Annotated in this window: 19 protein-coding genes; 12 read left to right on the top strand and 7 right to left on the bottom strand. The window is 32.4% G+C overall.

The genetic code is table 11. The features are described 5' to 3' along the window. Positions 1-2: 2 nt before the first annotated feature. Positions 3-638 (bottom strand): SDR family oxidoreductase, encoded by a 636-nt coding sequence (locus CXF54_RS03695; protein ID WP_101202490.1) that lies wholly within the window; start codon positions 636-638, stop codon positions 3-5. 260 nt (positions 639-898) lie between these two features. On the opposite strand from CXF54_RS03695, the gene gcvT reads away from it, so the two are divergent. The 6 genes from gcvT to CXF54_RS03665 all read left to right on the top strand — a co-directional run bounded on the left by gcvT (position 899) and on the right by CXF54_RS03665 (position 6,977). Then, positions 899-1,969, top strand: a complete 1,071-nt coding sequence (gene gcvT, locus CXF54_RS03690) for a glycine cleavage system aminomethyltransferase GcvT (protein ID WP_101202489.1) — start codon at positions 899-901, stop codon at positions 1,967-1,969. A gap of 6 nt (positions 1,970-1,975) precedes the next feature. Further along, positions 1,976-2,890, top strand: coding sequence for a glutaminase (locus CXF54_RS03685; protein ID WP_101202488.1), 915 nt, complete (start codon positions 1,976-1,978; stop codon positions 2,888-2,890). Between the two features lie 16 nt (positions 2,891-2,906). Next, the gene (locus CXF54_RS03680; protein WP_101202487.1) at positions 2,907-3,737 is read left to right on the top strand and encodes a sugar nucleotide-binding protein; all 831 of its coding nucleotides are present in this window, start codon (positions 2,907-2,909) and stop codon (positions 3,735-3,737) included. A gap of 25 nt (positions 3,738-3,762) precedes the next feature. Continuing rightward, positions 3,763-4,056, top strand: coding sequence for a 4a-hydroxytetrahydrobiopterin dehydratase (locus tag CXF54_RS03675; RefSeq protein ID WP_090838367.1), 294 nt, complete (start codon positions 3,763-3,765; stop codon positions 4,054-4,056). 17 nt (positions 4,057-4,073) lie between these two features. Continuing rightward, entirely contained in the window at positions 4,074-6,119 is a 2,046-nt protein-coding gene (locus CXF54_RS03670) for a carboxy terminal-processing peptidase (RefSeq protein WP_101202486.1), read from the top strand. Between the two features lie 138 nt (positions 6,120-6,257). After that, positions 6,258-6,977 carry a YebC/PmpR family DNA-binding transcriptional regulator gene (locus CXF54_RS03665; protein ID WP_090838371.1) on the top strand — a complete coding sequence of 240 codons (720 nt, stop codon included), beginning with the start codon at positions 6,258-6,260 and terminating at the stop codon, positions 6,975-6,977. Between the two features lie 73 nt (positions 6,978-7,050). Here CXF54_RS03665 and bcp read toward each other — a convergent pair whose 3' ends face one another. Further along, positions 7,051-7,506 (bottom strand): thioredoxin-dependent thiol peroxidase, encoded by a 456-nt coding sequence (gene bcp / locus CXF54_RS03660; protein ID WP_090838373.1) that lies wholly within the window; start codon positions 7,504-7,506, stop codon positions 7,051-7,053. 35 nt (positions 7,507-7,541) lie between these two features. On the opposite strand from bcp, the gene CXF54_RS03655 reads away from it, so the two are divergent. Both CXF54_RS03655 and CXF54_RS03650 read left to right on the top strand, forming a co-directional pair. Next, positions 7,542-8,189: an endonuclease III domain-containing protein gene (locus CXF54_RS03655; RefSeq protein ID WP_090838375.1), complete on the top strand. Its 648-nt coding sequence runs from the start codon at positions 7,542-7,544 to the stop codon at positions 8,187-8,189. A 38-nt stretch (positions 8,190-8,227) separates the two neighbouring features. After that, entirely contained in the window at positions 8,228-8,629 is a 402-nt protein-coding gene (locus CXF54_RS03650) for a GNAT family N-acetyltransferase (protein WP_101202485.1), read from the top strand. A gap of 338 nt (positions 8,630-8,967) precedes the next feature. On the opposite strand, the gene CXF54_RS03645 is transcribed toward CXF54_RS03650, so the two are convergent. Continuing rightward, positions 8,968-9,552, bottom strand: a complete 585-nt coding sequence (locus tag CXF54_RS03645) for an RNA polymerase sigma factor (RefSeq protein ID WP_090838943.1) — start codon at positions 9,550-9,552, stop codon at positions 8,968-8,970. A 234-nt stretch (positions 9,553-9,786) separates the two neighbouring features. Here CXF54_RS03645 and uvrA point away from each other — a divergent pair, with 234 nt between their 5' ends. Then, entirely contained in the window at positions 9,787-12,570 is a 2,784-nt protein-coding gene (gene uvrA, locus CXF54_RS03640) for an excinuclease ABC subunit UvrA (protein WP_101202484.1), read from the top strand. A 25-nt stretch (positions 12,571-12,595) separates the two neighbouring features. After that, the gene (locus CXF54_RS03635; protein WP_101202483.1) at positions 12,596-13,168 is read left to right on the top strand and encodes a hypothetical protein; all 573 of its coding nucleotides are present in this window, start codon (positions 12,596-12,598) and stop codon (positions 13,166-13,168) included. A 136-nt stretch (positions 13,169-13,304) separates the two neighbouring features. On the opposite strand, the gene CXF54_RS03630 is transcribed toward CXF54_RS03635, so the two are convergent. Next, positions 13,305-14,354, bottom strand: coding sequence for a DUF3667 domain-containing protein (locus CXF54_RS03630; protein WP_101202482.1), 1,050 nt, complete (start codon positions 14,352-14,354; stop codon positions 13,305-13,307). A gap of 205 nt (positions 14,355-14,559) precedes the next feature. On the opposite strand from CXF54_RS03630, the gene CXF54_RS03625 reads away from it, so the two are divergent. Both CXF54_RS03625 and CXF54_RS03620 read left to right on the top strand, forming a co-directional pair. Further along, a complete protein-coding gene (locus CXF54_RS03625) occupies positions 14,560-15,222 on the top strand; it encodes a hypothetical protein (protein ID WP_101202481.1) in 663 nt (220 codons plus the stop codon). A gap of 163 nt (positions 15,223-15,385) precedes the next feature. Then, positions 15,386-16,561, top strand: coding sequence for a hypothetical protein (locus CXF54_RS03620; protein ID WP_101202480.1), 1,176 nt, complete (start codon positions 15,386-15,388; stop codon positions 16,559-16,561). A 71-nt stretch (positions 16,562-16,632) separates the two neighbouring features. On the opposite strand, the gene CXF54_RS03615 is transcribed toward CXF54_RS03620, so the two are convergent. Genes CXF54_RS03615 through CXF54_RS03605 form a run of 3 tightly spaced genes read right to left on the bottom strand, consistent with a single transcriptional unit; the run spans position 16,633 to position 21,872 of the window. Next, the gene (locus tag CXF54_RS03615; RefSeq protein ID WP_101202479.1) at positions 16,633-18,084 is read right to left on the bottom strand and encodes a polysaccharide biosynthesis C-terminal domain-containing protein; all 1,452 of its coding nucleotides are present in this window, start codon (positions 18,082-18,084) and stop codon (positions 16,633-16,635) included. Between the two features lie 29 nt (positions 18,085-18,113). Next, on the bottom strand, positions 18,114-19,397 hold the full coding sequence (locus CXF54_RS03610; protein ID WP_101202478.1) for a glycosyltransferase family 4 protein: 1,284 nt from the start codon (positions 19,395-19,397) through the stop codon (positions 18,114-18,116). Between the two features lie 36 nt (positions 19,398-19,433). After that, positions 19,434-21,872, bottom strand: coding sequence for a YfhO family protein (locus CXF54_RS03605; RefSeq protein ID WP_101202477.1), 2,439 nt, complete (start codon positions 21,870-21,872; stop codon positions 19,434-19,436). Positions 21,873-21,883 lie beyond the last annotated feature (11 nt).

Below are 21,883 nucleotides of genomic sequence, written 5' to 3'. Positions count from 1 at the left end.
TTCTATTTAGACAATGTATTTAAGGCATCGCCAATTAAGGTCTCTCCTTTTAAAATTTCGAAAGTGGCATTATTTGCAACATCGTCATTTAAAGATCTAACTAAGGTTTGGGCTACATCGTTTCGGCTAATGTCTCCACTTCTATTTAGCTTAGTGTCTAACTGTATTTTGTTAGTTAATTCGCCATTAGTTAAAGATCCTGGTCTAACAATACTATAATTTAATCCGCTTGATTTTAAATACTCGTCTGCGTTATGTTTTGCTTTTAAATACGCTTGTAGTTGTTCTGCTTGTTCTGGATGGTCTGCTCCCATAGAGCTTAACATCACAAATTTTTTGACATTGTTTTTGTTAGATGCATCAATTAGACGCTTTGCGCCTTCTTGATCTACTTCCACTACTTTTTTTCCTCCAGATCCTGCAGCAAAAACAACCTTGTCTATAGTGTTATTAAAAGCTACAGAAACGTCTTGTTCTAAATCTGCTAAAACCGTATCAATATTTTTGGCTTTAAAATAAGCGACTTGCTCTTCTTTTCTAACCATTGCAATTGGGTTAAAATACTGAGATTCGTTTAAAAGATTTACTATTTTTTTTCCTGTGGTACCGTTGGCACCTGCTACTAATATATTTTCCATACTTAAAGATAACAGCTACACACCCGCTTACCAAATTTAAAGGATTGGTTTAACTTTAGTTTAATAGAAAATACTTGGTTTTACAAGCAACTACTAATTTTTTTAACATTTGAAGTACTTCTAAACGGGACATGCTTCGATTATAAATTTTAACTTGATATTATTTCTATTACTAAAAAGCAACTCGATAATTTTCAATACTTTTGTTAGACAATTGCTAATCATTTCCGCTTGACGGTAAAATCAAAAATATATTAAGAATGAAAAACACAGCTTTAACAGCAACTCACGAAGCACTAAGTGCAAAAATGGTTCCTTTTGCAGGTTATAACATGCCTGTACAATATGATGGTGTAAATATCGAACATGAAGCCGTAAGAAAAGATTGTGGTGTATTTGATGTATCACACATGGGAGAATTTTTAATCTCTGGTCCTAACGCTTTAGCTTTAATACAAAGTGTAAGTAGTAATGATGCTACTAAATTAACTATTGGTAAAGCGCAATATTCTTGTTTACCAAATGATGATGGTGGAATTGTTGACGATTTGATTATTTACAAACTAAAAGAGGAACAATACCTATTAGTTGTTAATGCTAGTAATATTGAAAAGGACTGGAATTGGATTAGTTCTAAAAACACAGTGAATGCGGATATGCGCGACTTGTCTGCAGACTATTCGCTTTTAGCTATACAAGGTCCTAATGCTGTAACAAAAATGCAAGCGTTATCTAGTCATGATTTATCTGCTATTAAATTTTACAACTTTGAAGTTGGTGATTTTGCAGGTATTGACAATGTTATTATCTCTGCAACTGGTTATACTGGAAGTGGTGGTTTTGAAATTTATTGTAAAAATGACGAGGTTAAACAAATTTGGGATAAGGTAACTGAAGCTGGTGCAAAACCTATTGGTTTAGCTGCACGTGATACCTTACGTCTTGAAATGGGGTACTGTCTTTACGGAAACGATATTGACGATACAACATCACCTATTGAAGCTGGTTTAGGATGGGTTACTAAGTTTAGTAAGACTTTTACTAATAGTGAAGCTTTAGAGGATCAAAAACGTCGTGGTGTAGACCGTAAATTAGTCGCTTTTGAGCTTGACGAACGTGGTATACCAAGACAAGGTTATGATATTGTAGATGGTCAAGGTAAAAAGATTGGTGTTGTTACTTCTGGTACAATGTCTCCAATGTTAGGTAAAGGTATTGGCTTAGGGTATGTACCAACCGTATTTACTGACGTAAACAGCAAAATAAACATACAAATACGTAAAAACGCAGTACCAGCAACTGTTGTAAAACTTCCGTTTTACAAAGCGTAATTATTTATGCTAGACTTTAATACTATTATAAACAACATCCATAGCAACTTAAAAAACGAAGTTGTTAAGGGTGTTGTTGCTTCTTATATTCCTGAATTGTCAAAACAGGATGTTAATCACTTTGGTATTTTTATGCAGCACATGGATGGTCGTACATTTATGGCTGGAGATGCTAATGTCCCGTTTTCCATACAAAGTATATCTAAAGTCCTAACCTTATCTAAAGCCATAGCGTTTGAAGATAACAACTTATGGACCCGTGTAGATGTGGAGCCTTCTGGAAACCCATTTAACCATTTATCGTTATTAGAATTAGAAAACGGAATACCTAGAAATCCTTTAATAAATGCTGGTGCTATTGTTGTGGCAGATATATTATGTACACAATTTAAAAACCCAAAAGCAGACTTTTTACAGTACGTTAGAGATATTAGTAATGATCAGTCCATAAAATACAATTATAAAGTGGCGGCTTCAGAAAAGCTTACTGGTTATAATAATTATGCGGCTGCCAACTTATTAAAGTCTTTTGGCAACTTGCATAATGATGTGGAGGTGGTCTTGGATTTTTATTTTCATCAATGTGCTTTAGAGATGACTTGTGCGCAAGTCGCTAAAGCGTTTTATGTGTTTGCTAACAGCGGAAAATGTGTTAATAACAAACAACATGTTACCGTTAGTCAAGCCAAACGGATCAATGCTATAATGTTGACTTGTGGCTTTTATGACGAATCTGGCGAGTTTGCATTTGAAGTCGGTCTACCAGGTAAAAGTGGTGTTGGTGGCGGTATTGTGGCGCTTCTACCAAATAAATTTGTAATTACTACATGGTCTCCAGGACTAAATGCTAAAGGAAACTCTTTAATTGGAATGCAAGCTTTAGAACAATTTACTACCCAAACCAATTTATCTATTTTCTAAACGTTATAGTCTTTAAATGAAAACGATAAATAACAAACATCGCATACTTATACTTGGCGCTAGTGGGTTTATAGGACAAGCTTTATATAAAGAGTTGTGTGGCTATTTTAACACCTACGGGACGTATTGTGTAGATAATAAAGCGTTTAGTAAAAATCAGCACTACTTCCAATATAATATGGAAGAGGATGATATTTTCGAAATTCTAGAGATTGTAAAACCTACAATTATAATCTCGGCAGTACGTGGTAATTTTTCGGCACAAGTTATTGCGCATCATCATATTGCAGAATATGTGGTGGCTAATAATAGTAAATTTATCTTTTTATCCTCAGCAAACGTTTTTGATGCTTACAGCAAGTATCCTAGTTATGAGGAAGACAAAACATTAAGCAATAGCATGTATGGTCATTTTAAAATTAAGATTGAAAACATGCTATTGCGCTTGCCTAAACGCAACTACGCAATAATAAGATTACCCATGGTTTTTGGAGCGCAATCCCCAAGAATACAAGAAATAAAGTTTTTTTTAAAAGAAAAATCACCCATTGAAGTTTTTCCGAATTTAATAATGAATGTCACTACAGATACAAAGGTGACACAACAAATTCATTATATTATCAATCAAAAAAAATCCGGTATTTTCCATCTTGGAAGTACAGACTTAGTGCATCATGACGACTTTTTTAAAGAAATAATAGCGTCTTTAGGTGTTATAAACCCTGTGTTTAAGCAAGTGTTTACTACTAATGACGATCGTTATTTAGCAGTACTATCTAAAACAAATACGCTTCCAAAAAATTTAGAGCTATTAAGTCATGATATTTTAACAGAATTAGAAGTATAAATGTCTTATTTTTAAATAAAAATTTATGTCTACACTTACCCCTATTGAAATTGAACAACGTTTATTAAGATTACCAGAATGGGACTATGCTGATAATGCAATACATGCAGAGTTTGAATTCGAAAATTTCAAAGATTGTTTTAGTGCCATGAGCAGAATTGCTTTTGAGTGCGAAGCATTAAACCACCATCCAGAATGGACTAACGAGTATAATGTTTTAAAAATAATTTTAACAACGCATGATGCAGGTGGCGTTACTGATAAAGATTTTAAATTAGCATTAGCTATTGAGCATATTGTTGAAGAAGACGAAGACTAACCGTTTAAACGCCCCAAATGTATAAACACCTTCTCCTACTCTTTCTATTAAGTACTAGCGTCAGTTTGGCGCAATCAGATTCTATATTTTGTAAGCAGTTAGTGGCTGTAAAACAGTTGGTAAAAAATAACCATTACCAACCAAAAGTGATTAATGATAGTTTATCAAAAGGTGTTTTTAATCTATTTTTAAAAGGCTTAGATCCTGATAAGGATTACTTTTTAAAAACAGATATTGACCAATTTAAATCAGATCAACTGCAATTTGATAATTATTTACTGTCTGATAATTGCGACTTTTTAGACACTTATAAAACAGTATTACTACAACGTATTAACGACACTAAAACTATTTTAGAGCAATTAAACACAACTGTTCCTGATTATTCTGGTGGGCTAACCTTACAATATTCGCCTTCAAAATTTATCACTTATCCCAAAGATTATCAGGGATTACAAAAAATGCTTGAAAAATTAGTAGCCTATAAGGTTATTACCAATCTATTGGATAGTAATGACGCTATAGAAGTTATTAAATCTAACTTTTCAACTCTAGAAGTTAACGCTAGATTGGATGTTATTAAAAATCAACTGTGCAAACTTGAGCAGTTTACCAACACCAGCGGTGGTATTGATCGTTATGTAAAAGATGCCTTTATTAATGCTTATTTAGAGTATCACGATCCACATTCGGTGTTTTTTAATCCTACTGAAAAATTAATTTACGAAACCTCCTTATCTAGTAATCAATTGTCTTTTGGTATTACTACCGAAAAAAATAAAGAAGGTCAGATTTTTATAGCAGAAATCACACCAGGAAGCGCAGCTTTTAATAACGGAAACTTTGAAACGGACGATATCATCATGTCATTAACCGCTAATGGCGTTACTTTAAATACGTTTTGTATTTCTAATCATGAGATCGAAGCATTTAGTAATAAAGAAGACCATAAAACAGTATCCTTTTTAGTAAAAAAGAAAAACGGAACAGAACAAACCATTACCATAACTAAAACCAAAATTAAAGTAGAAGACAATGCCATTAAAGGCTATTTACTTGGCGAAAATCAAGATTTAGGATATATCAAGATACCTAGTTTTTATACTAATGACGAGTCTCTAAATGGTCGTGGTATATCCTCTGACTTTGCTAAAGAACTTTACAAACTACAAAAACAACATATTGACGCGTTACTTATTGATCTTAGATTTAATGGTGGCGGATCCATGCAAGAAGCAATGGAACTTGTTAGCATGTTTATAGATCAAGGTCCAATAACCATTATTGAAACTAACTTAAAAGAAACCTACACCATTAGAGATAGTAAGCGTGGTACGTTTTTTAACAAACCTGTCGTAGTACTGGTTAATAGTTATAGCGCCTCTGCATCAGAGTTTTTTGCATCTGCAATGCAAGATTATAATCGTGCTTTAATTGTGGGGTCTACAACACATGGTAAATCCAGTGCGCAAAGTATCCTTGCTTTAGATGACACGGGCAATTTAGGGTTTTGCAAAATTACTGTCGAAAAATTTTATCGTATCACAGGCCAAAGTCATCAGGCAACTGGAGTAATTCCGGATATAAAACTCCCTTCTATTTATGATAATTTAGATAGCGGAGAAGGGTATTTAGACTATGCTTTAACCAAAGATAGAGTTACGCCTCAAATGGGATTTAGACCGTTTAAAACAGTAGATTACGCCTCTATATTTAGTAATAACAAGCAGCGATTAGCCAACAACATTAATTTTAAAGACATTGCTAAAAACAACCTAAAATTAAGAGCTAGTATTTTTGAAAAGGGAGAAAAATATCAACTGACGTTAGAAGGTATAAAAAAAACCAGAGAAACTAAGAGCGACTTATATTTTCAGATTTTTCCTGAACAAGACGATTTACCATTAATTAAAGTGTCTAATACTAAAGCAACACAAAAATTATTAGATATTAATAAAGAAGATCAAACCTTAAATGCGGATATAATCACGCAATTATCAAAAGATATTTATATTGCAGAATCTTATACAATTTTAAAAGACCTACTTAATCTTAAAAATTAGTAATAAAAGCAAACTAATTACGTAGACACCTGTCTAAAGATTAAATTAAAAGTAAAAGTTTTTTTAAATTTGTAATTGTAAAATTAATTTTAACTATTTAGTTTTCGCTTAAGCGGAAATTTAAAAACATATATAACCATGGGAAGAGCTTTCGAATTTAGAAAAGCACGTAAAATGAAACGTTGGTCTGCGATGAGCAAGGCCTTTACACGCATAGGAAAAGATATTGTAATGGCGGTTAAAGAAGGTGGACCCGATCCAGCTAGTAACTCACGTTTACGTGCAGTTATCCAAAATGCCAAAGCAGTAAACATGCCAAAAGACAACGTAGAGCGTGCTATTAAAAAAGCAAGTGATAAAAGTCTTGGTGATTTTAAAGAAGTTGTATTTGAAGGTTATGCACCACATGGTATTGCTGTATTGGTAGAAACTGCAACAGATAATAACACCCGTACAGTTGCAAATGTGCGTAGTTATTTTAATAAATGTGATGGTAGTTTAGGGACGTCAGGTTCTGTAGTATTTATGTTTGACCATACTTGTAACTTTAGAGTAAATGCTGAAGGTTTAGACCCAGAAGAGTTAGAATTAGAATTTATCGATTTTGGTGCAGAAGAAGTATTTGCTGATGATGATGGTATTTTAATCTACGCGCCTTTTGAAAGCTTTGGAGCTATCCAAGCAGAAATTGAAAGTCGTGATATCGAAATATTATCTTCAGGATTTGAACGTATTCCTCAAGTTACAAAAGCAGTAACACCGGAACAAGCAGCAGATATTGAAAAATTATTAGAAAAATTAGAAGAAGATGATGATGTGCAAAACGTATATCATACTATGGAAGAAACTACAGAATAATTGTTCTTTCAAAATTATAGCAACAAAAAAAAAGCGACCTCATGGTCGCTTTTTTTATACTTAAATTATAATCTTACAGCTCTAAAATTTGTGCTGCGTGATCTTTAGTTTTTACTTTATCAATAACATGGGCTACTACTCCATCTTCATCTACCAAAAAGGTTTTTCTGTGGATACCATCATATTCTTTACCCATAAATTTTTTCAAACCCCAAACCCCAAAAGCATTAATAACTTCTTTCTCTTCATCCGCTAATAACGGAAACGGGAAACTGTATTTGTTTTTAAAATTAGTTTGTCTTTTTTCTGAGTCTGCACTTACCCCCAAAATCTCATAACCTTTATCTTGTAACAGTGTATAGTTGTCTGTTAGATTACAAGCTTCGGCTGTACAACCAGGCGTACTAGCTTTTGGATAAAAGAAAACAATTAGTTTTTTGCCTTTATAATCCGATAATGACACTGGATTTCCATCTTGATCATTTACTGTAAAATTTGGTACTTTATCGCCTTGTTTTAATGTATTCATAGTTGTAATTTTGGTTTCATTCAAAAATACGACTAATGACTAAGCAAGAAAAGGTAGATTTTGTTATAAATACGTTAAATAAACTTTATCCAGAAATACCTATTCCGTTAGACCACAAAGATCCGTACACCTTATTAGTTGCTGTATTGCTATCTGCACAATGTACAGATGTTAGAGTTAATCAAATCACACCGTTATTATTTGCCAAAGCAGATAACCCGTATGATATGATAAAAATGAGTGTGGAAGAAATCAAAGCTATTATTAGACCTTGTGGTTTGTCTCCAATGAAAAGTAAAGGTATTTATGGGTTATCAAAAATGTTAGTCGAAGACTATAACGGTATTGTACCACAGTCTTTTGAAGCATTAGAAACCTTTCCCGCTGTTGGACATAAAACAGCTGGTGTAGTTATGAGTCAGGCTTTTGGTGTACCTGCTTTTCCTGTGGATACGCACATACATAGACTTATGTACCGTTGGAATTTAACCAACGGTAAAAACGTACAACAAACAGAAAAAGATGCCAAGCGCTTATTTCCAAAAGACACTTGGAATGATTTACACTTGCAAATTATTTGGTATGGACGCGAGTATTCTCCTGCTAGAGGTTGGGATTTAGAAAAAGATATTATTACCAAAACTATTGGTCGTGCTACCGTTTTAAAGGACTATTATAAGTAGAATTGATAGATTAATAAGCTGAAAAACATTCGTAACACATGAAAAATATCGAATTCAAAATCGGAATACATCCTAACACATCGGAGATAATCAAACTTTATAATAGCTCAGGAATAACAAGACCTACAAACGATAGTGATCGGATTTCAAAAATGTATAAAAATTCTAATCTAATTATAACTGCTTGGTTAAACAACGAATTGGTAGGAATAGCACGCTCACTAACAGATTATTGCTATGCCTGTTATTTATCAGATTTAGCGGTAAATAGCGAATATCAAAAAGAAGGTATTGGTAAGCATCTAATAAATCTTACCAAAAAAGAGATTGGACCACAAACGACGCTAATTTTACTTTCGGCACCATTAGCAATGGAATACTATCCAAAAATAGGTTTTGATACTATTAAAAATGGTTTTATAATTCCGCGAACTGAATAATTATCATCACCTTTTTTCTGACATAATAGGTCCTGAAAAAGTATAATAATTCATTTTCATTAAGGTTAATTACTAAAATGCCTTAAAAATAAAAACGTCCTGAGACTATCAGGACGTTTTCAAAGTTTAGTTTTGAAGTGCTTCAAACTTCAAATTTTTATAATTTATAACACTTAAAGCCTTAGAGTAATTTAAAATAAAACTAATTGTTTCTGCTTTTGGTTCTATTTTAAAGTTTTGTTTTTTTGGGGTATTCGAATGTTCAGAGTAAATTTTCGCCATGTATATATGTTTAAGGTATACACAGATAACGAGCAATCTTTTGATTTATTGCATTTCTAATTTGTTAAAACAATATTATGCTTTTCAATTACTTTTCTCATATTAATTAATGCATAACGCATACGCCCTAAAGCGGTATTAATACTTACACCTGTACGTTCTGATATTTCTTTAAAACTCATATCATTATACATACGCATAACCAAAACTTCTTTTTGATCTTCTGGTAACTCGTCTATTAATCGACGTACATCTGCTTCGACCTGCTCCTTAACCATCACTTTTTCAGCGTTTAAAGAGTTATCACTAATTACAGAAAAGATATCAAAATCACCTGAATTATCAAATTTTGGCATTCTGTTATTCTTTCTAAAATGATCAATAACTAAGTTGTGTGCGATACGCATAACCCATGGTAAAAATTTACCTTCTTCATTATACTTACCTCTTTTTAAGGTACGAATAACCTTAATAAAGGTATCTTGAAAAACATCCTCTGCGATGTCTCTATCAAATACTTTAGAATAGATAAAACTGTAAATACGTTGTTTGTGTCTTTTAATAAGAATCTCTAAAGAAGACTCATCTCCTTTAATATAGTTACTAACAAGGATAGCATCCGTTATGGTTATTTTTTGCATAATCATTACTTTTAAGCACCAAAAGCAGGTTTTGGTCTGGGGTTTATAAATTAAAAAGTAATGTTATACTATAGGCTATAAAGTTTTGTTAATAATATGATATGTTCCAAATATAACAACAATCATTCCGTAAAAGCAAAAAAAAACATTTTTTTTAACATTTTATTGCACAATAAACCTATTTAAAAGGTGCTCAACTTGTGTTATCTTTGTGTTTTAGACGTAAAAACAACTATGACTACACCGCTTTCTGAAGTAAATCCAAAAGAAAACATTATTATAAAAGGTGCAAAACTGCACAATCTTAAAAATATTGATGTTGTAATACCACGACGCAAACTTGTTGTTATTACAGGACTATCAGGTTCTGGAAAGTCAAGTTTAGCATTTGATACCTTGTATGCCGAAGGGCAACGTCGTTATGTAGAAAGTTTAAGTAGTTATGCTAGACAGTTTTTAGGTCGTCTAAACAAACCTAAAGTAGATTATATTAAAGGTATTGCTCCTGCAATTGCAATCGAGCAAAAAGTAAATAGTACAAATCCTAGATCTACGGTTGGAACAACTACTGAGATCTATGATTACTTAAAACTGCTTTTTGCAAGAGTTGGACGCACCTACTCTCCTATTTCTGGTCAAGAAGTTAAAAAAGATACTGTTACAGACGTTACAAATTATATAAAAGGATTAGGTTTAAACGAAAAACTACTGCTTTTAGCGCCTTTAGTTTTAGAAGAAGGTCGTGAATTACAAGATAAATTAAGTGCATTAAATGCGCAAGGTTACGCCAGAATTAAAGTAAAAGATAAAGTTATTAGAATAGACGATGCTAAGGACTTAACATCAACCAAAGATTTGTTTTTGGTAGTAGATCGTATTGTAACAAAAGACGATGAGGATTTTTATAACAGATTAGCAGATGCCATACAAACTGCCTTTTTTGAAGGTAAAGGCAATTGTTATATAGAAACGTTAGCTGATAATACAACCCGTCATTTTAGTAATAAATTTGAATTAGATGGCGTGCTATTTTTAGAGCCAAACGTACATTTATTTAGTTTTAACAACCCTTATGGTGCCTGCCCTAAATGCGAAGGTTATGGTGATGTGATAGGTATTGATGACGATTTAGTCGTGCCAAACACAGCACTTTCTGTTTATGAAAATGCCATTTTTCCTTGGCGTGGTGACAGTATGAGTTGGTATAAAGACCAATTGGTTAACAACTCGCATAAATTTGATTTTCCCATTCATAAACCATATTTTGAATTAAGCGCAAAACATAAAGCCTTAATTTGGGAAGGAAATGAATACTTTGAAGGTTTAAATAGCTTTTTTGCAGAGTTAGAAAGCAAGGCTTACAAGATTCAAAACCGTGTGATGTTATCCCGATACAGAGGTAAAACACAATGTAAAGTATGTCACGGAAAACGATTAAGACAAGAAACTAACTATATTAAAGTTGGTAATGCAACCTTAACGGAATTAGTAGAGTTACCTTTAAATAAATTGGCTGTCTTTTTTAATACGATCGTGTTAAACGACTACGATGCAAAAATTGCAGAACGTTTATTAATAGAAATTAGAAACAGACTTAGCTTTTTACATAACGTAGGATTAGATTATTTGACAATAAACCGAAAATCTAATACCCTTTCCGGAGGAGAAAGCCAACGTATAAATCTAGCAACCTCTTTAGGAAGTAGCTTAGTTGGATCTATGTATATATTGGACGAACCTAGTATTGGTTTACACCCAAAAGATTCTGAACGCTTGATACAAGTTTTAAAACAACTCCGTGATTTAGGAAATACTGTAATTGTGGTAGAACATGATGAAGATATCATGAAGGAAGCGGATCAAATTATAGATATTGGTCCTGAAGCTGGTACTTTAGGAGGAGAAGTTGTTGCAGTTGGTACGTATGCTGATATTCTAAAATCAAACTCGTTAACCGCACAATATTTAAATGAAACCTTAAAAATTGAAGTGCCTAAGACACGCCGTACTAGTAAATATAGTGTCGATATTATTGGTGCTAGAGAAAATAATTTAAAAAATATAGATGTCTCTTTTCCTTTAGAAATGCTAACAGTTATTACTGGTGTTTCTGGAAGTGGAAAAAGTACATTGGTTAAAAAAATATTATTTCCGGCAATACAAAAACACTTAACTGGTTTTAGTGATAAAGCAGGACAGTTTACAGAACTAAAAGGAAACTATAGTATTGTAAAAAACATCGAATTTATTGACCAAAACCCTATAGGAAGATCGTCTAGATCAAACCCGGTGACTTATGTTAAAGCTTATGATGACATCAGAGCATTATATTCTAAACAAAAACTAAGTACTATCCGTAATTATGCAGCTAAACACTTTAGTTTTAACGTGGATGGTGGACGTTGCGAAACCTGTAAAGGTGAAGGTGAAGTGACTATTGAAATGCAATTTATGGCTGATGTCCATTTAGAATGTGAAACTTGTAAAGGAAAACGTTTTAAAAAGGAGGTCTTAGAAGTCACTTTTGCAGATAAAAACATTGATGACATTTTAAATTTAACTATTGATGATGCTATTGCCTTTTTTGATAAAAATGGCGTTTCCAAAATCAAAAATAAATTACAACCACTGCAAGATGTTGGATTAGGCTATGTTGCTTTAGGTCAAAGCAGTTCTACCCTTTCTGGTGGAGAAGCACAACGCATTAAACTAGCTACTTTTTTAGGTAAAGGAAACACAAAAGATAAAACCTTATTTATTTTTGACGAACCTACAACAGGTTTACACTTTCATGACATTCAGAAATTATTAAAATCCTTTTATGCTTTAATAGCTAAAGGACATTCTATAATTGTTGTGGAGCATAATTTAGAATTGATTAAATGTGCAGATCATATTATAGATTTAGGTCCTGAAGGTGGAGAAAATGGTGGTAAATTAGTCGCTTTTGGAACACCTGAAGAGATTATAAAAGTAAAAGCTAGTGTTACTGCGCAATATTTAAAAGACAAACTATAATAAACATTACAGTTAACAACGTTAAATGGGTGATTTAGAAACTATCAAAAAAAAGGTATCTACAAAACCCGCAGTAAGTGGAGGTGCTAATTTTGAAACACATGTTTTGTCTCAGACTAGATATGGGTTTAAATTTAAGCCTTCTTTAGGCTTTGCCCTATTTACACTGTTATTTGTTAGTGTTGCTTATGCCTTTTTGTATGCAGGTATTGCCTTGTATATAAAGACTCAAAATTTTGACTTTATATTTACTCTAGCAACATTAGCAGGAACTATGTTTTTTATTGCAGGTAACTATTTACTGATTTCTTATTTTTCGCCCATTGTTTTTAATAAACATTCCAATCGTTTTTATCGCGGATTTAATAAACACAACTCAAAGAAGAGTACTGTATTATCAAACATTGTTGCTTTACAGATTATTGGCGAAACTATATCTGGTGAGAATGGTAATTACAAAAGCTTTGAACTTAATTTAGTACTAAAAGATGCTTCACGAATTAATGTGGTAGATCATGGCAAACTAAAAACTATTATTATTGATGCTGAAGTATTAAGCAAACATTTTAACATTCCTATTTGGCATGCAACGTCTTAGCGTTTCGGTTTACAAACAATACTTGTAACCCAAAAAAGCAACTTCATTAAGTCTATACCTTTTTATTTATAAGGCTTTTAATTTCGGTTTAACCGAAAAAAAAATTAGAATACTACTTCGCTATTTAAATTTTGATTTAATAAAACAAAAAAGAAACAAACGCTAACACCACAAAAGCAATAGGAACCAATATTGCCAAAAACACAAAGGAAATAACACCACTTTTTAGTATACTATAGCGCCAACGTTGATTGTAAAAATGCTTGACAGCAATTACAAAATAGATAAAAACAGATAGCGTAATCAACAAATTAACCCAACTAGGCACATCTATAATAAGGTTGGTGATTAATAAGATGCTAAACACCATAAAAATGAAAGCGAAAAAATAGAACGAAAACACTAAATGATAAGCATAGCGTCCTTTTTTCCAATAAAACAACTTTAGAAATAAAGCAAAAATAGGCAACAATATAAATAATGCAATTGGTGTGGCATTTATCATAGAGATCCATATCGAACCTGCTTTTCTGTCCTTATGAAATTTTAACATTTGAGGATACAACATCTTGTCAAACCAACCCGGATTGTCCGCCATTCCCATTGCTTTATAAATAGTGTCATTAGAAGCACTTGCAGCTAGTAGAGCATCTATTTCTTGAGTATTGTATCCAAAGGATACGGAATTATTTGACTTAATATCCTTTTGAGAGACTATGGAGTCAATCGCTTTATCAGACATTCTAGTCAGTGTTTTGTTTTTAATTAATGCGGTGCGCATTTCTTCTCTTTTAACGGAATCTGCATCCTTAGTTTGAATCTGATTTAATACGTTGTTTGATTCGGCTTTAAAACCTTCATTTAGGTCTTGTTCTACTTTGTTCATCTGAAAAGAAAACAAAAAGAAAAATACAAATGTTATAAATAAGTACAATTGGGCGGGATGCAAAAAAGACAAACGCTTCCCTCCTATAAATTGATTTGGTAAAAAACCTGGCTTAGTCATTAAGGGTATAAAACTCTTGAAGAATTTAGAATCCCATAGTAGATAGTTGTTTAAAGTATTATAAAACAAAATTCCAAGCGTTAAATCCTCTTTATCCTTCATTCCGCAATGCGGACAAAAATCAAATCCAGATTTAAAATCACTCTCGCAATTTTTACACGTGTTATACTTTAAAGACATTGGTGGTTGGTTTTTACGATAGTAAATATAGCATTCTTTTTAATACTTTTTGGTTTACATCAAGAATAAAACCATGTCTTTAAACGGTTTGAAACACTAGTAAAACCAACGTTTAACAAGTTTGGCACAGCTATTGAACCTATCTAATCAATATAGCGAATGCCGAAACGCTTAATTAGTAGGCAAAATCTAAATCCTTAATACTATGAGAAAATTAGTACTATTATTTACAGGTATGTTAATTGGATTAACTACCGTAACAGCAGAAACTAAATCTGCATCGCAAGGTGAAGATTTAGTATTAAACAGAAATTATTACGCACAACCAATATTGTTTGTAGAGCGTGGTGTAGAATTTTTAATTTTTCCTGACGGAAGTTTTGATTTTAATACACAATTAGAACAAACACAAGGTGACAATTATTACAGACGTAGCACTACAAAACGTAGATCTGTAAATACAACTTATGGTGCACCAGGAACACAGGTTACCTATTCTACCCCTAGAGACAGAGGTATGACTGTAACACATGATCGTGATGGTAAAGTAAGACGTATTGGACATGTGTTTTTAAACTATAACAGAACCGGACAAATCAAACGTTTAGGATCCGTATATATCGCCTACAACCGTCAAGGTTTAGTTAGTCAGATTGGAAGCATGCGTTTAAAATACAACAGACATGGGCATTTAATTAAAACCATTGGTCATGTTAATAGAGCAAATACAAGTAACTATGGAGGTCAACACCATAATAACACTGTAGATTATAATACATACAATGATTATAATACTAATGATGATAACTACTATTATAAAAAAGGTGTAAAAACTAAAAAGACTAAAGTTGTTAAAACAAGAAAATAATATCTTTTTTGCCCTAAAGATAAACCCCGTAAATTTTTATTTACGGGGTTTATTATGTGATAAAATTAAAACAAGACACCTAAACCCCTTACTATTACTAGGTTTTTGATTTTTGGCACGATGCTTGTAATTAGTTAATTGTTCAATCTTAAAACAATACATTATGAAAAACATATTCCTTTTATTAACAGCATTAGTCCTTAGTGGATTTACTGTTAATGCAGACACAAATACCACTGTAGATAACGGTGTTATTAACAACTCTTACGTTAGAGGTTATGGTAACTCTTTTATATTTGAAGAAGCAGGAATAGAATTTTCTGTTTATGCTGATGGGCAGTTTGACTTCTACATGCCAAATTACGGACCACAAGTTAACGTAGACGTAAATAACAGAAACACAAGTATTAGCTTTAATACAGGTTACGATTATGGTGCTTATGTGCAGTATGACGAATTTGGAGCTATTATACAAGTAGAAAACACTCCAGTATTCTATGACTATTATGGTCGTGTAAGTCAAGTTGGAAATGTTTATATAAACTATAACAACAGAGGATATGTAAACCGTGTTGGTGGATTATATGTACACTATAACCGATACAACCGTTATTCTCACTGTACAGGATTTATTAACGTGTATAACAGAGCATATGTATACAGATCATGGCATGCATATTATGTATTACCTTCAATACATTACCGTGTATTATACTCTACACCTTACAGACAAAATTACACACCTACTAGATACAGATATGATAGACCTTATGTAAACAACAATAGACGTAGAACAGCGGTTGCTAGCAGAAGAGGAAACACAATTACTAGAAATAGAGCTTTAGCTTCTAGAAACGAAGGAAGAACACCTAGAGCAAACAGTACACCACGTACAAGAAATAACAAAGTAACACCTAGAACAAAAGGTAATACTACTGTAAAGCCTAGAACTAGAAATAACAATGCTACGATTAGTACGCCTAGAACAAGAGGGAATCAAACAGTTAACTCTAAGCCTAGAACTAGAAACAATAATACTACCACTAGTACACCTAGAACAAGAGGAAACCAAACAACGATCTCTAAGCCTAGAACTAGAAATAATAGCACTACAACTAGTACGCCTAGAACAAGAGGGAACCAAACAACAACCTCTACGCCTAGAACTAGAAACAATAGTACAACAACTAGTAAACCTAGAACAAGGAATACAGTAAGTACAAAATCAAATAGAAGTAATACTAGAACGACAACAACTAGAAAAACGACTTCTAAACCAAGAACAACAAGCTCTAGAAGTACATCTTCTAAAACAAGAAGTACAAGGTCTAGAAATTAATATAGAATAGTTACAAGATTAGAATCCTACAAACGGTTGTTTGCCCTAAAGCAACTGGAAGTAGGATTTTTTTATGGAATAAACTTATTTAATAGTTTAGAAATATCCTCAGACAAATTAAATTTATAAACAGAAAGCCCATATACAATACTAAGTAGCATTGTTTTTAACAAAATAGCCAAAATCGGATGGCACGAAAACTCCCAAAAGAATAATGCTAATCCGCAAATCGTAATTAAAAGCAACGTTTTTAGTGTTAAACCTGTAAAAGGATGCATTTTAAACTTACGATACACAAAGCTAAGTTTAATAATATTATAAGTAAATATCGTGATACAACTCGCGTAAGCTGCTCCGTTAATTCCATATATAGGAATAAATACTAAGTTTAAAACCACGGTCAATATGGCTAACAGTACACCAAATACTAGCACTACCCTATAATAATCGCTATTAAACAAAATAGCATTATTATTTCCTATTAAGTTATCAGACAACTTAGCTAAACCAATAACTAACACCACAAGAAACCCTTCGCTATAATTCTCAGGAATCAAAAGATATAACTTGGATATGTTTATGATAATACACAAAAAAATAAAACCGCTTATAATAAATAAGTTGATAGACGTTTTTTGATACAAGGTCTTTAATTCCTCCTTATGTCCTTCGTTTAATAATTTTGCAGTTAAAGGATTAGTTATTTGGTGCATTGCTCTTGCTGGCACACCAATTACCGTAGCAATATAGATTGCTACACCATAATAAGCTACATTATTAAGCGCTTGAAACTGTCCTAACATAAACTTATCTATTTCTAAGATAATATTAGCTACAGAGCCTGCTATAATAATTAAAGCAGAGTATTTTAAAATACTAGATAAATTAGGGATTTTAGTCCATTTAAAACTAGGCATTCTTAAGCTAAAAGCATACAATTTCATTATCAAAGCGCGCGCTATATATACTATAACAATCCCATAAATTAATTGGTCTACAGTTAGATAACCAAAATAAAGTGCTATTAATAAAATAGAGGTTGCTACCCTATGAAAGACTTCGCTCATAAAATTACCAAAAACACTTTGTAACTGCACTTTGCTCCACGCATAAAACACCTCAAAATAAGCAAATGCAGCTGCAGACACATAAATTAACCACGTGTAATCCTTTATTATCGCATTTTTTTTAGATAGCCAATTCGCAATCACGTCAAAAGCAAAATGCGTCAATAAACCTAAAGGAATAATAAGAAACAAAGGCAGTATCAACATCAAACTTAAAAAGCTATTTTGCGATTGTCTTGTCTTAAACGACGAATAAAACTTAACGATAGTATTATGTACTCCAAATGCCATAAATGGCATTAATATACTAGCGGTAGACAATATAAAAGTTATTAAACCAAAATACTGTTCCGTTAAAAATTGAGTGTACAAAAAAATAACATTAATAGCGCCTACTCCAAAACCAAAGTACGTGACAATAGTGTTTTTTATAGATTGATTAATGACTATTCCCATAAATTAAAAGATATTAAAACCCTAAGGTATTAAGGATTTATAAACTGTGCTAAATTCTTGGTTAGTTGTTGTCTAGAATACTTCTGTAAACCAATTGGATTTGTTTTTAAATCTCCTTTTTTAAAGGCTTCAAAATGTTGTTTTATAGTCAACTTTAAAGCATCGTAATCTTGGTAATTAAAAAACTGTCCTGTATTAGTTTCTTTTATAATAGAAGCCACATCTGCACCAATTGGGCCTAATGCAATTATAGGTCTATTAGCAACCATGTACTCAAATAACTTACCTGGTATTATTGCTTTAGTAATTTCAGAATCTATCTCAATCAATAATAATAATTGCGACTTTTTCTGAAACATAATTGCTTCACTATGTGAAACATAACCAATGTTATTTAAACTGTTAGTTAAATCGTTAATTTCAATAGACTGAAGCACTTCCTTACCAACAGCACCAACCAAATTCAACTGAAAATTTGATGCAAAATCTGAATCTTCATTAATTAAATCACGCAATACTTTCCACAATACTTCAGGGTTTCTTTTTGATAATAACGAACCAATATGCGAGAGTGTAAACTTTTTATCCAATCCAAATGTTGTTACTTTTTCATGGTCATAACCATTGGTAATAACCTGAATAGGCTGCGTTGTAATTTGCTCAAATTCCACCTTAGTGCTAGGACTAGTTACTATAATTTTATTAGCATTATTAAGTACTTTTTTTTCTAAATTCTTGTGCTTAATTTTAGATGCAGACGTTAATTTTAGTTGCTTATGGTAGCCAATAGTTGTCCAAGGATCTCTAAAATCCGCAATCCAAGTCACTTCTAATTTTTGCTGTAATTCTAAACCTATTAAATGTAAACTGTGTGGTGGACCACTTGTAATAATCGTATCTATATTAAAATCTTTAATATAAGTTGACAAGTATTTAACAGACGGTTTTACCCAATTTTTTCGCGCATCAGGAATAAAAAAATTACCTCTTACAAATAGCATCAAACGCTCCATTAAGCTCTGCTTTTCCTTTTCGGCAATAATCCCTTTACTAATCGTTTTACTTTTCTTAGAAAACAATTGCGCTATCTTATAAGGCTCTTTAATATGTTGTTTAATAACTGTTAAATCAGGATTAACCTGATCAGCCAAACTAGCATCTGTAATAGGATAACTAGCGTTTGACGGACAATATACAATAGGTTCTATATTAAATTCTGGTAAGTACTTTACAAATTTTAACCACCGCTGTACGCCTGGACCTCCTGCTGGTGGCCAATAATAAGTAATTATAAGTACTTTTTTTTTATTCATTATATAACGCTTTCGCGGAATTTATGCCTTGACGTATTAACCCTTTTGGTTTCCTAGATAATTTTTATATCCAAAAAACAAACCTCCAAGTAAAAGCAAAGCTAATAACACAGAACTAGCCAAAGCAATAGTACTTCCCGTTTTAACCACTTGAGGTTCAAATTTAAAAGTTACGGTGTGTTTCCCTTTTGGGATTTCCATACCACGTAAAGCATAATCTACCTTATAATGTGGTTTTAATTGACCATCTATATAAGCATTCCAACCATTAGCATAATACATTTCAGAAAACACTGCAAAACCATTGTTACTGTTCTCAGAACTATATTCAATTAGATTGGGAGTGTACGTTTTTACTTTAATCGAAGCTAAAGAATCCGTTGTAAATGATTTAGGTAAATTAGTTTTCCCTTTAAATTCAGATGAATATACAGCTGTTTCTTTTGATTTTAAAGACTCTAAAGCCAATAACTCATCCGTTTCTGAAGCTACTTTTTCAAGATTTGAAACAAACCATGCGTTTCCGTTTGCATCATTATTAACATAACGAAATGGTTTTTCATCTTCACCAGCACCAATAATGTATTTCGCGTTAAGCAGACTTAATACATTAATATTGTTTTTGTAGATGTAAAATTCATATAAATCCTGAAAACGTTTTGGTTTTGCAGCATGATATCCTCCTAAAGCATTATGAAAATAACTTGTTTTTGCACCGCCAGACGTCATATCATATACTCTATAATTAGACTTGTCTTTTAATATTTGTAAGTCGGCTTTATTAGCTTCGTAAGGACGTTCCATTTGAAACTTAGACACAAAATCATCATTATTTACATAACGCTTATCAACACTAACTAAATCCACAACAATTAAAAGTCCTAAAATAATAATGACTTTGGTTTCGTTTAATTTCTGTTTTAAAAATAAGTAAATAACACCTGCAGCTAACAAAACAAATAGCAACGTTCTAAGTGTGTCTGTTGTAAAAAAGCTAGCTCTATCGGCTTTTAACGCATCTAAAAATGCTTGCCCATTACCTTCTCTAATGCGTCCATCCATTCCTCCTACAAAATCAAAAAGACCAATGGTTTTAGCAACCAAAAATAAAACGGATAACCCTCCGGTAATAAATACCGTATATTTTAAAGCCTTTAATTTTTCTTCTGTTTTAACAACATCATTAAATAGTCTAACTAAAGCAAATACTGCTAAAACAGGAATACATAATTCTAAAATAACTTGTATGGAACTAACCGCTCTAAACTTATTATATAGTGGTACATAATTTATAAATAAGTCAGTTAAAAACTCTAAATTCTTTCCGTACGATAATAATAACGATAAAATAGTTCCGCCAACTAACCACCACTTTAAGCGTCCTTTGACTAAAAATAGGCCAAGTACAAACAAAAAGATAACTACTGCTCCAATATAAGCAGGCGCTTCCACTATGGTTTGACTTCCCCAATACGTAGGCAAGCTTTTTGTATATTCTTTAGCATTACTGGCAGGTACACCTTGCGCCACTATATATTTAAATACAGCCGAGTTTTCTCCAACATCTTCACCGCTACCTCCTCCTAAAAATCTTGGAATAAATAAGTTAAAAGTTTCAAGTTTTCCATAACTATATTCTGTGATATACTCCTTACTTAACCCATTACTGCTTTCTCTTTTAGAGCCATCAGGATTTATGGTTAACGCACTTTTACCACGTGTACTTTCCTTAACATAATCTTGCGTAGCTAATATATTTGTAGCATTTAAACCTATTGCTAACACTACTGCTGCCGATAAGACGCCAACCGCTTTGAAAAAATGTGGCAACATTTTTTTTCTGTAAGCATCTACTAAATAAGCAATACCCAATACCAATACTAATAAAAGCAAATAATAGGTCATTTGATAATGGTTAGCCACCAACTCTAAGCCCATAGCAATTGCTGTTAACAAGAACCCCCCAACATACTTACCTTTAAATGTTAGTAAAATACCACTTAAAACTAATGGCATATAAGCAATAGCATGTGCTTTACTATTATGTCCAACACCAAGAATTATAATCAGATATGTAGAAAAACCGAAGGCTAGTGCCCCCAGTCCAGCAAGTTTCCAATCTACCTTTAAGACTAAAAGTAAAATATAAAAACCTAAAAAGTATAGAAACAAATAATCCGCAGGTCTTGGTAAAAACCGTAAGGATAAGTCTAATTTTTTAATATAATTGTGTGGGTATTTTGCTCCTAATTGATAGGTTGGCATACCTCCAAATGCGCTGTTAGTCCAATACGTTTCTTCACCTGTTTTGGTTTTGAAATCCTTTTGTTGCTTAGCCATTCCGGTGTAATGCACAATATCACTTTGGTAAATAACTTTACCTTGTAAAACAGGACTAAAATAGGCTAAAGAGCAAACAATAAATCCTACCAAAACTAAAAGATGTGGTAAGATTTTTTTAAACGAAAATTGCATAAATGATTTTA

The sequence above is a fragment of the Olleya sp. 1-3 genome, assembly GCF_002836085.1.
Classification (GTDB): Bacteria; Bacteroidota; Bacteroidia; order Flavobacteriales; family Flavobacteriaceae; genus Olleya; species Olleya namhaensis.
Note: the sequence above shows the minus strand (reverse complement) of the source record. Positions and strands in the feature narration are given on the sequence as shown.

Bases quoted from the DNA above. Each gene is read 5' to 3' on its own strand.
- CXF54_RS03695 (WP_101202490.1), bottom strand. From the start codon at position 638: ATGGAAAATATATTAGTAGCAGGTGCCAACGGTACCACAGGAAAAAAA.
- gcvT (WP_101202489.1), top strand. From the start codon at position 899: ATGAAAAACACAGCTTTAACAGCAACTCACGAAGCACTAAGTGCAAAA.
- CXF54_RS03685 (WP_101202488.1), top strand. From the start codon at position 1,976: ATGCTAGACTTTAATACTATTATAAACAACATCCATAGCAACTTAAAA.
- CXF54_RS03680 (WP_101202487.1), top strand. From the start codon at position 2,907: ATGAAAACGATAAATAACAAACATCGCATACTTATACTTGGCGCTAGT.
- CXF54_RS03675 (WP_090838367.1), top strand. From the start codon at position 3,763: ATGTCTACACTTACCCCTATTGAAATTGAACAACGTTTATTAAGATTA.
- CXF54_RS03670 (WP_101202486.1), top strand. From the start codon at position 4,074: ATGTATAAACACCTTCTCCTACTCTTTCTATTAAGTACTAGCGTCAGT.
- CXF54_RS03665 (WP_090838371.1), top strand. From the start codon at position 6,258: ATGGGAAGAGCTTTCGAATTTAGAAAAGCACGTAAAATGAAACGTTGG.
- bcp (WP_090838373.1), bottom strand. From the start codon at position 7,506: ATGAATACATTAAAACAAGGCGATAAAGTACCAAATTTTACAGTAAAT.
- CXF54_RS03655 (WP_090838375.1), top strand. From the start codon at position 7,542: ATGACTAAGCAAGAAAAGGTAGATTTTGTTATAAATACGTTAAATAAA.
- CXF54_RS03650 (WP_101202485.1), top strand. From the start codon at position 8,228: ATGAAAAATATCGAATTCAAAATCGGAATACATCCTAACACATCGGAG.
- CXF54_RS03645 (WP_090838943.1), bottom strand. From the start codon at position 9,552: ATGCAAAAAATAACCATAACGGATGCTATCCTTGTTAGTAACTATATT.
- uvrA (WP_101202484.1), top strand. From the start codon at position 9,787: ATGACTACACCGCTTTCTGAAGTAAATCCAAAAGAAAACATTATTATA.
- CXF54_RS03635 (WP_101202483.1), top strand. From the start codon at position 12,596: ATGGGTGATTTAGAAACTATCAAAAAAAAGGTATCTACAAAACCCGCA.
- CXF54_RS03630 (WP_101202482.1), bottom strand. From the start codon at position 14,354: ATGTCTTTAAAGTATAACACGTGTAAAAATTGCGAGAGTGATTTTAAA.
- CXF54_RS03625 (WP_101202481.1), top strand. From the start codon at position 14,560: ATGAGAAAATTAGTACTATTATTTACAGGTATGTTAATTGGATTAACT.
- CXF54_RS03620 (WP_101202480.1), top strand. From the start codon at position 15,386: ATGAAAAACATATTCCTTTTATTAACAGCATTAGTCCTTAGTGGATTT.
- CXF54_RS03615 (WP_101202479.1), bottom strand. From the start codon at position 18,084: ATGGGAATAGTCATTAATCAATCTATAAAAAACACTATTGTCACGTAC.
- CXF54_RS03610 (WP_101202478.1), bottom strand. From the start codon at position 19,397: ATGAATAAAAAAAAAGTACTTATAATTACTTATTATTGGCCACCAGCA.
- CXF54_RS03605 (WP_101202477.1), bottom strand. From the start codon at position 21,872: ATGCAATTTTCGTTTAAAAAAATCTTACCACATCTTTTAGTTTTGGTA.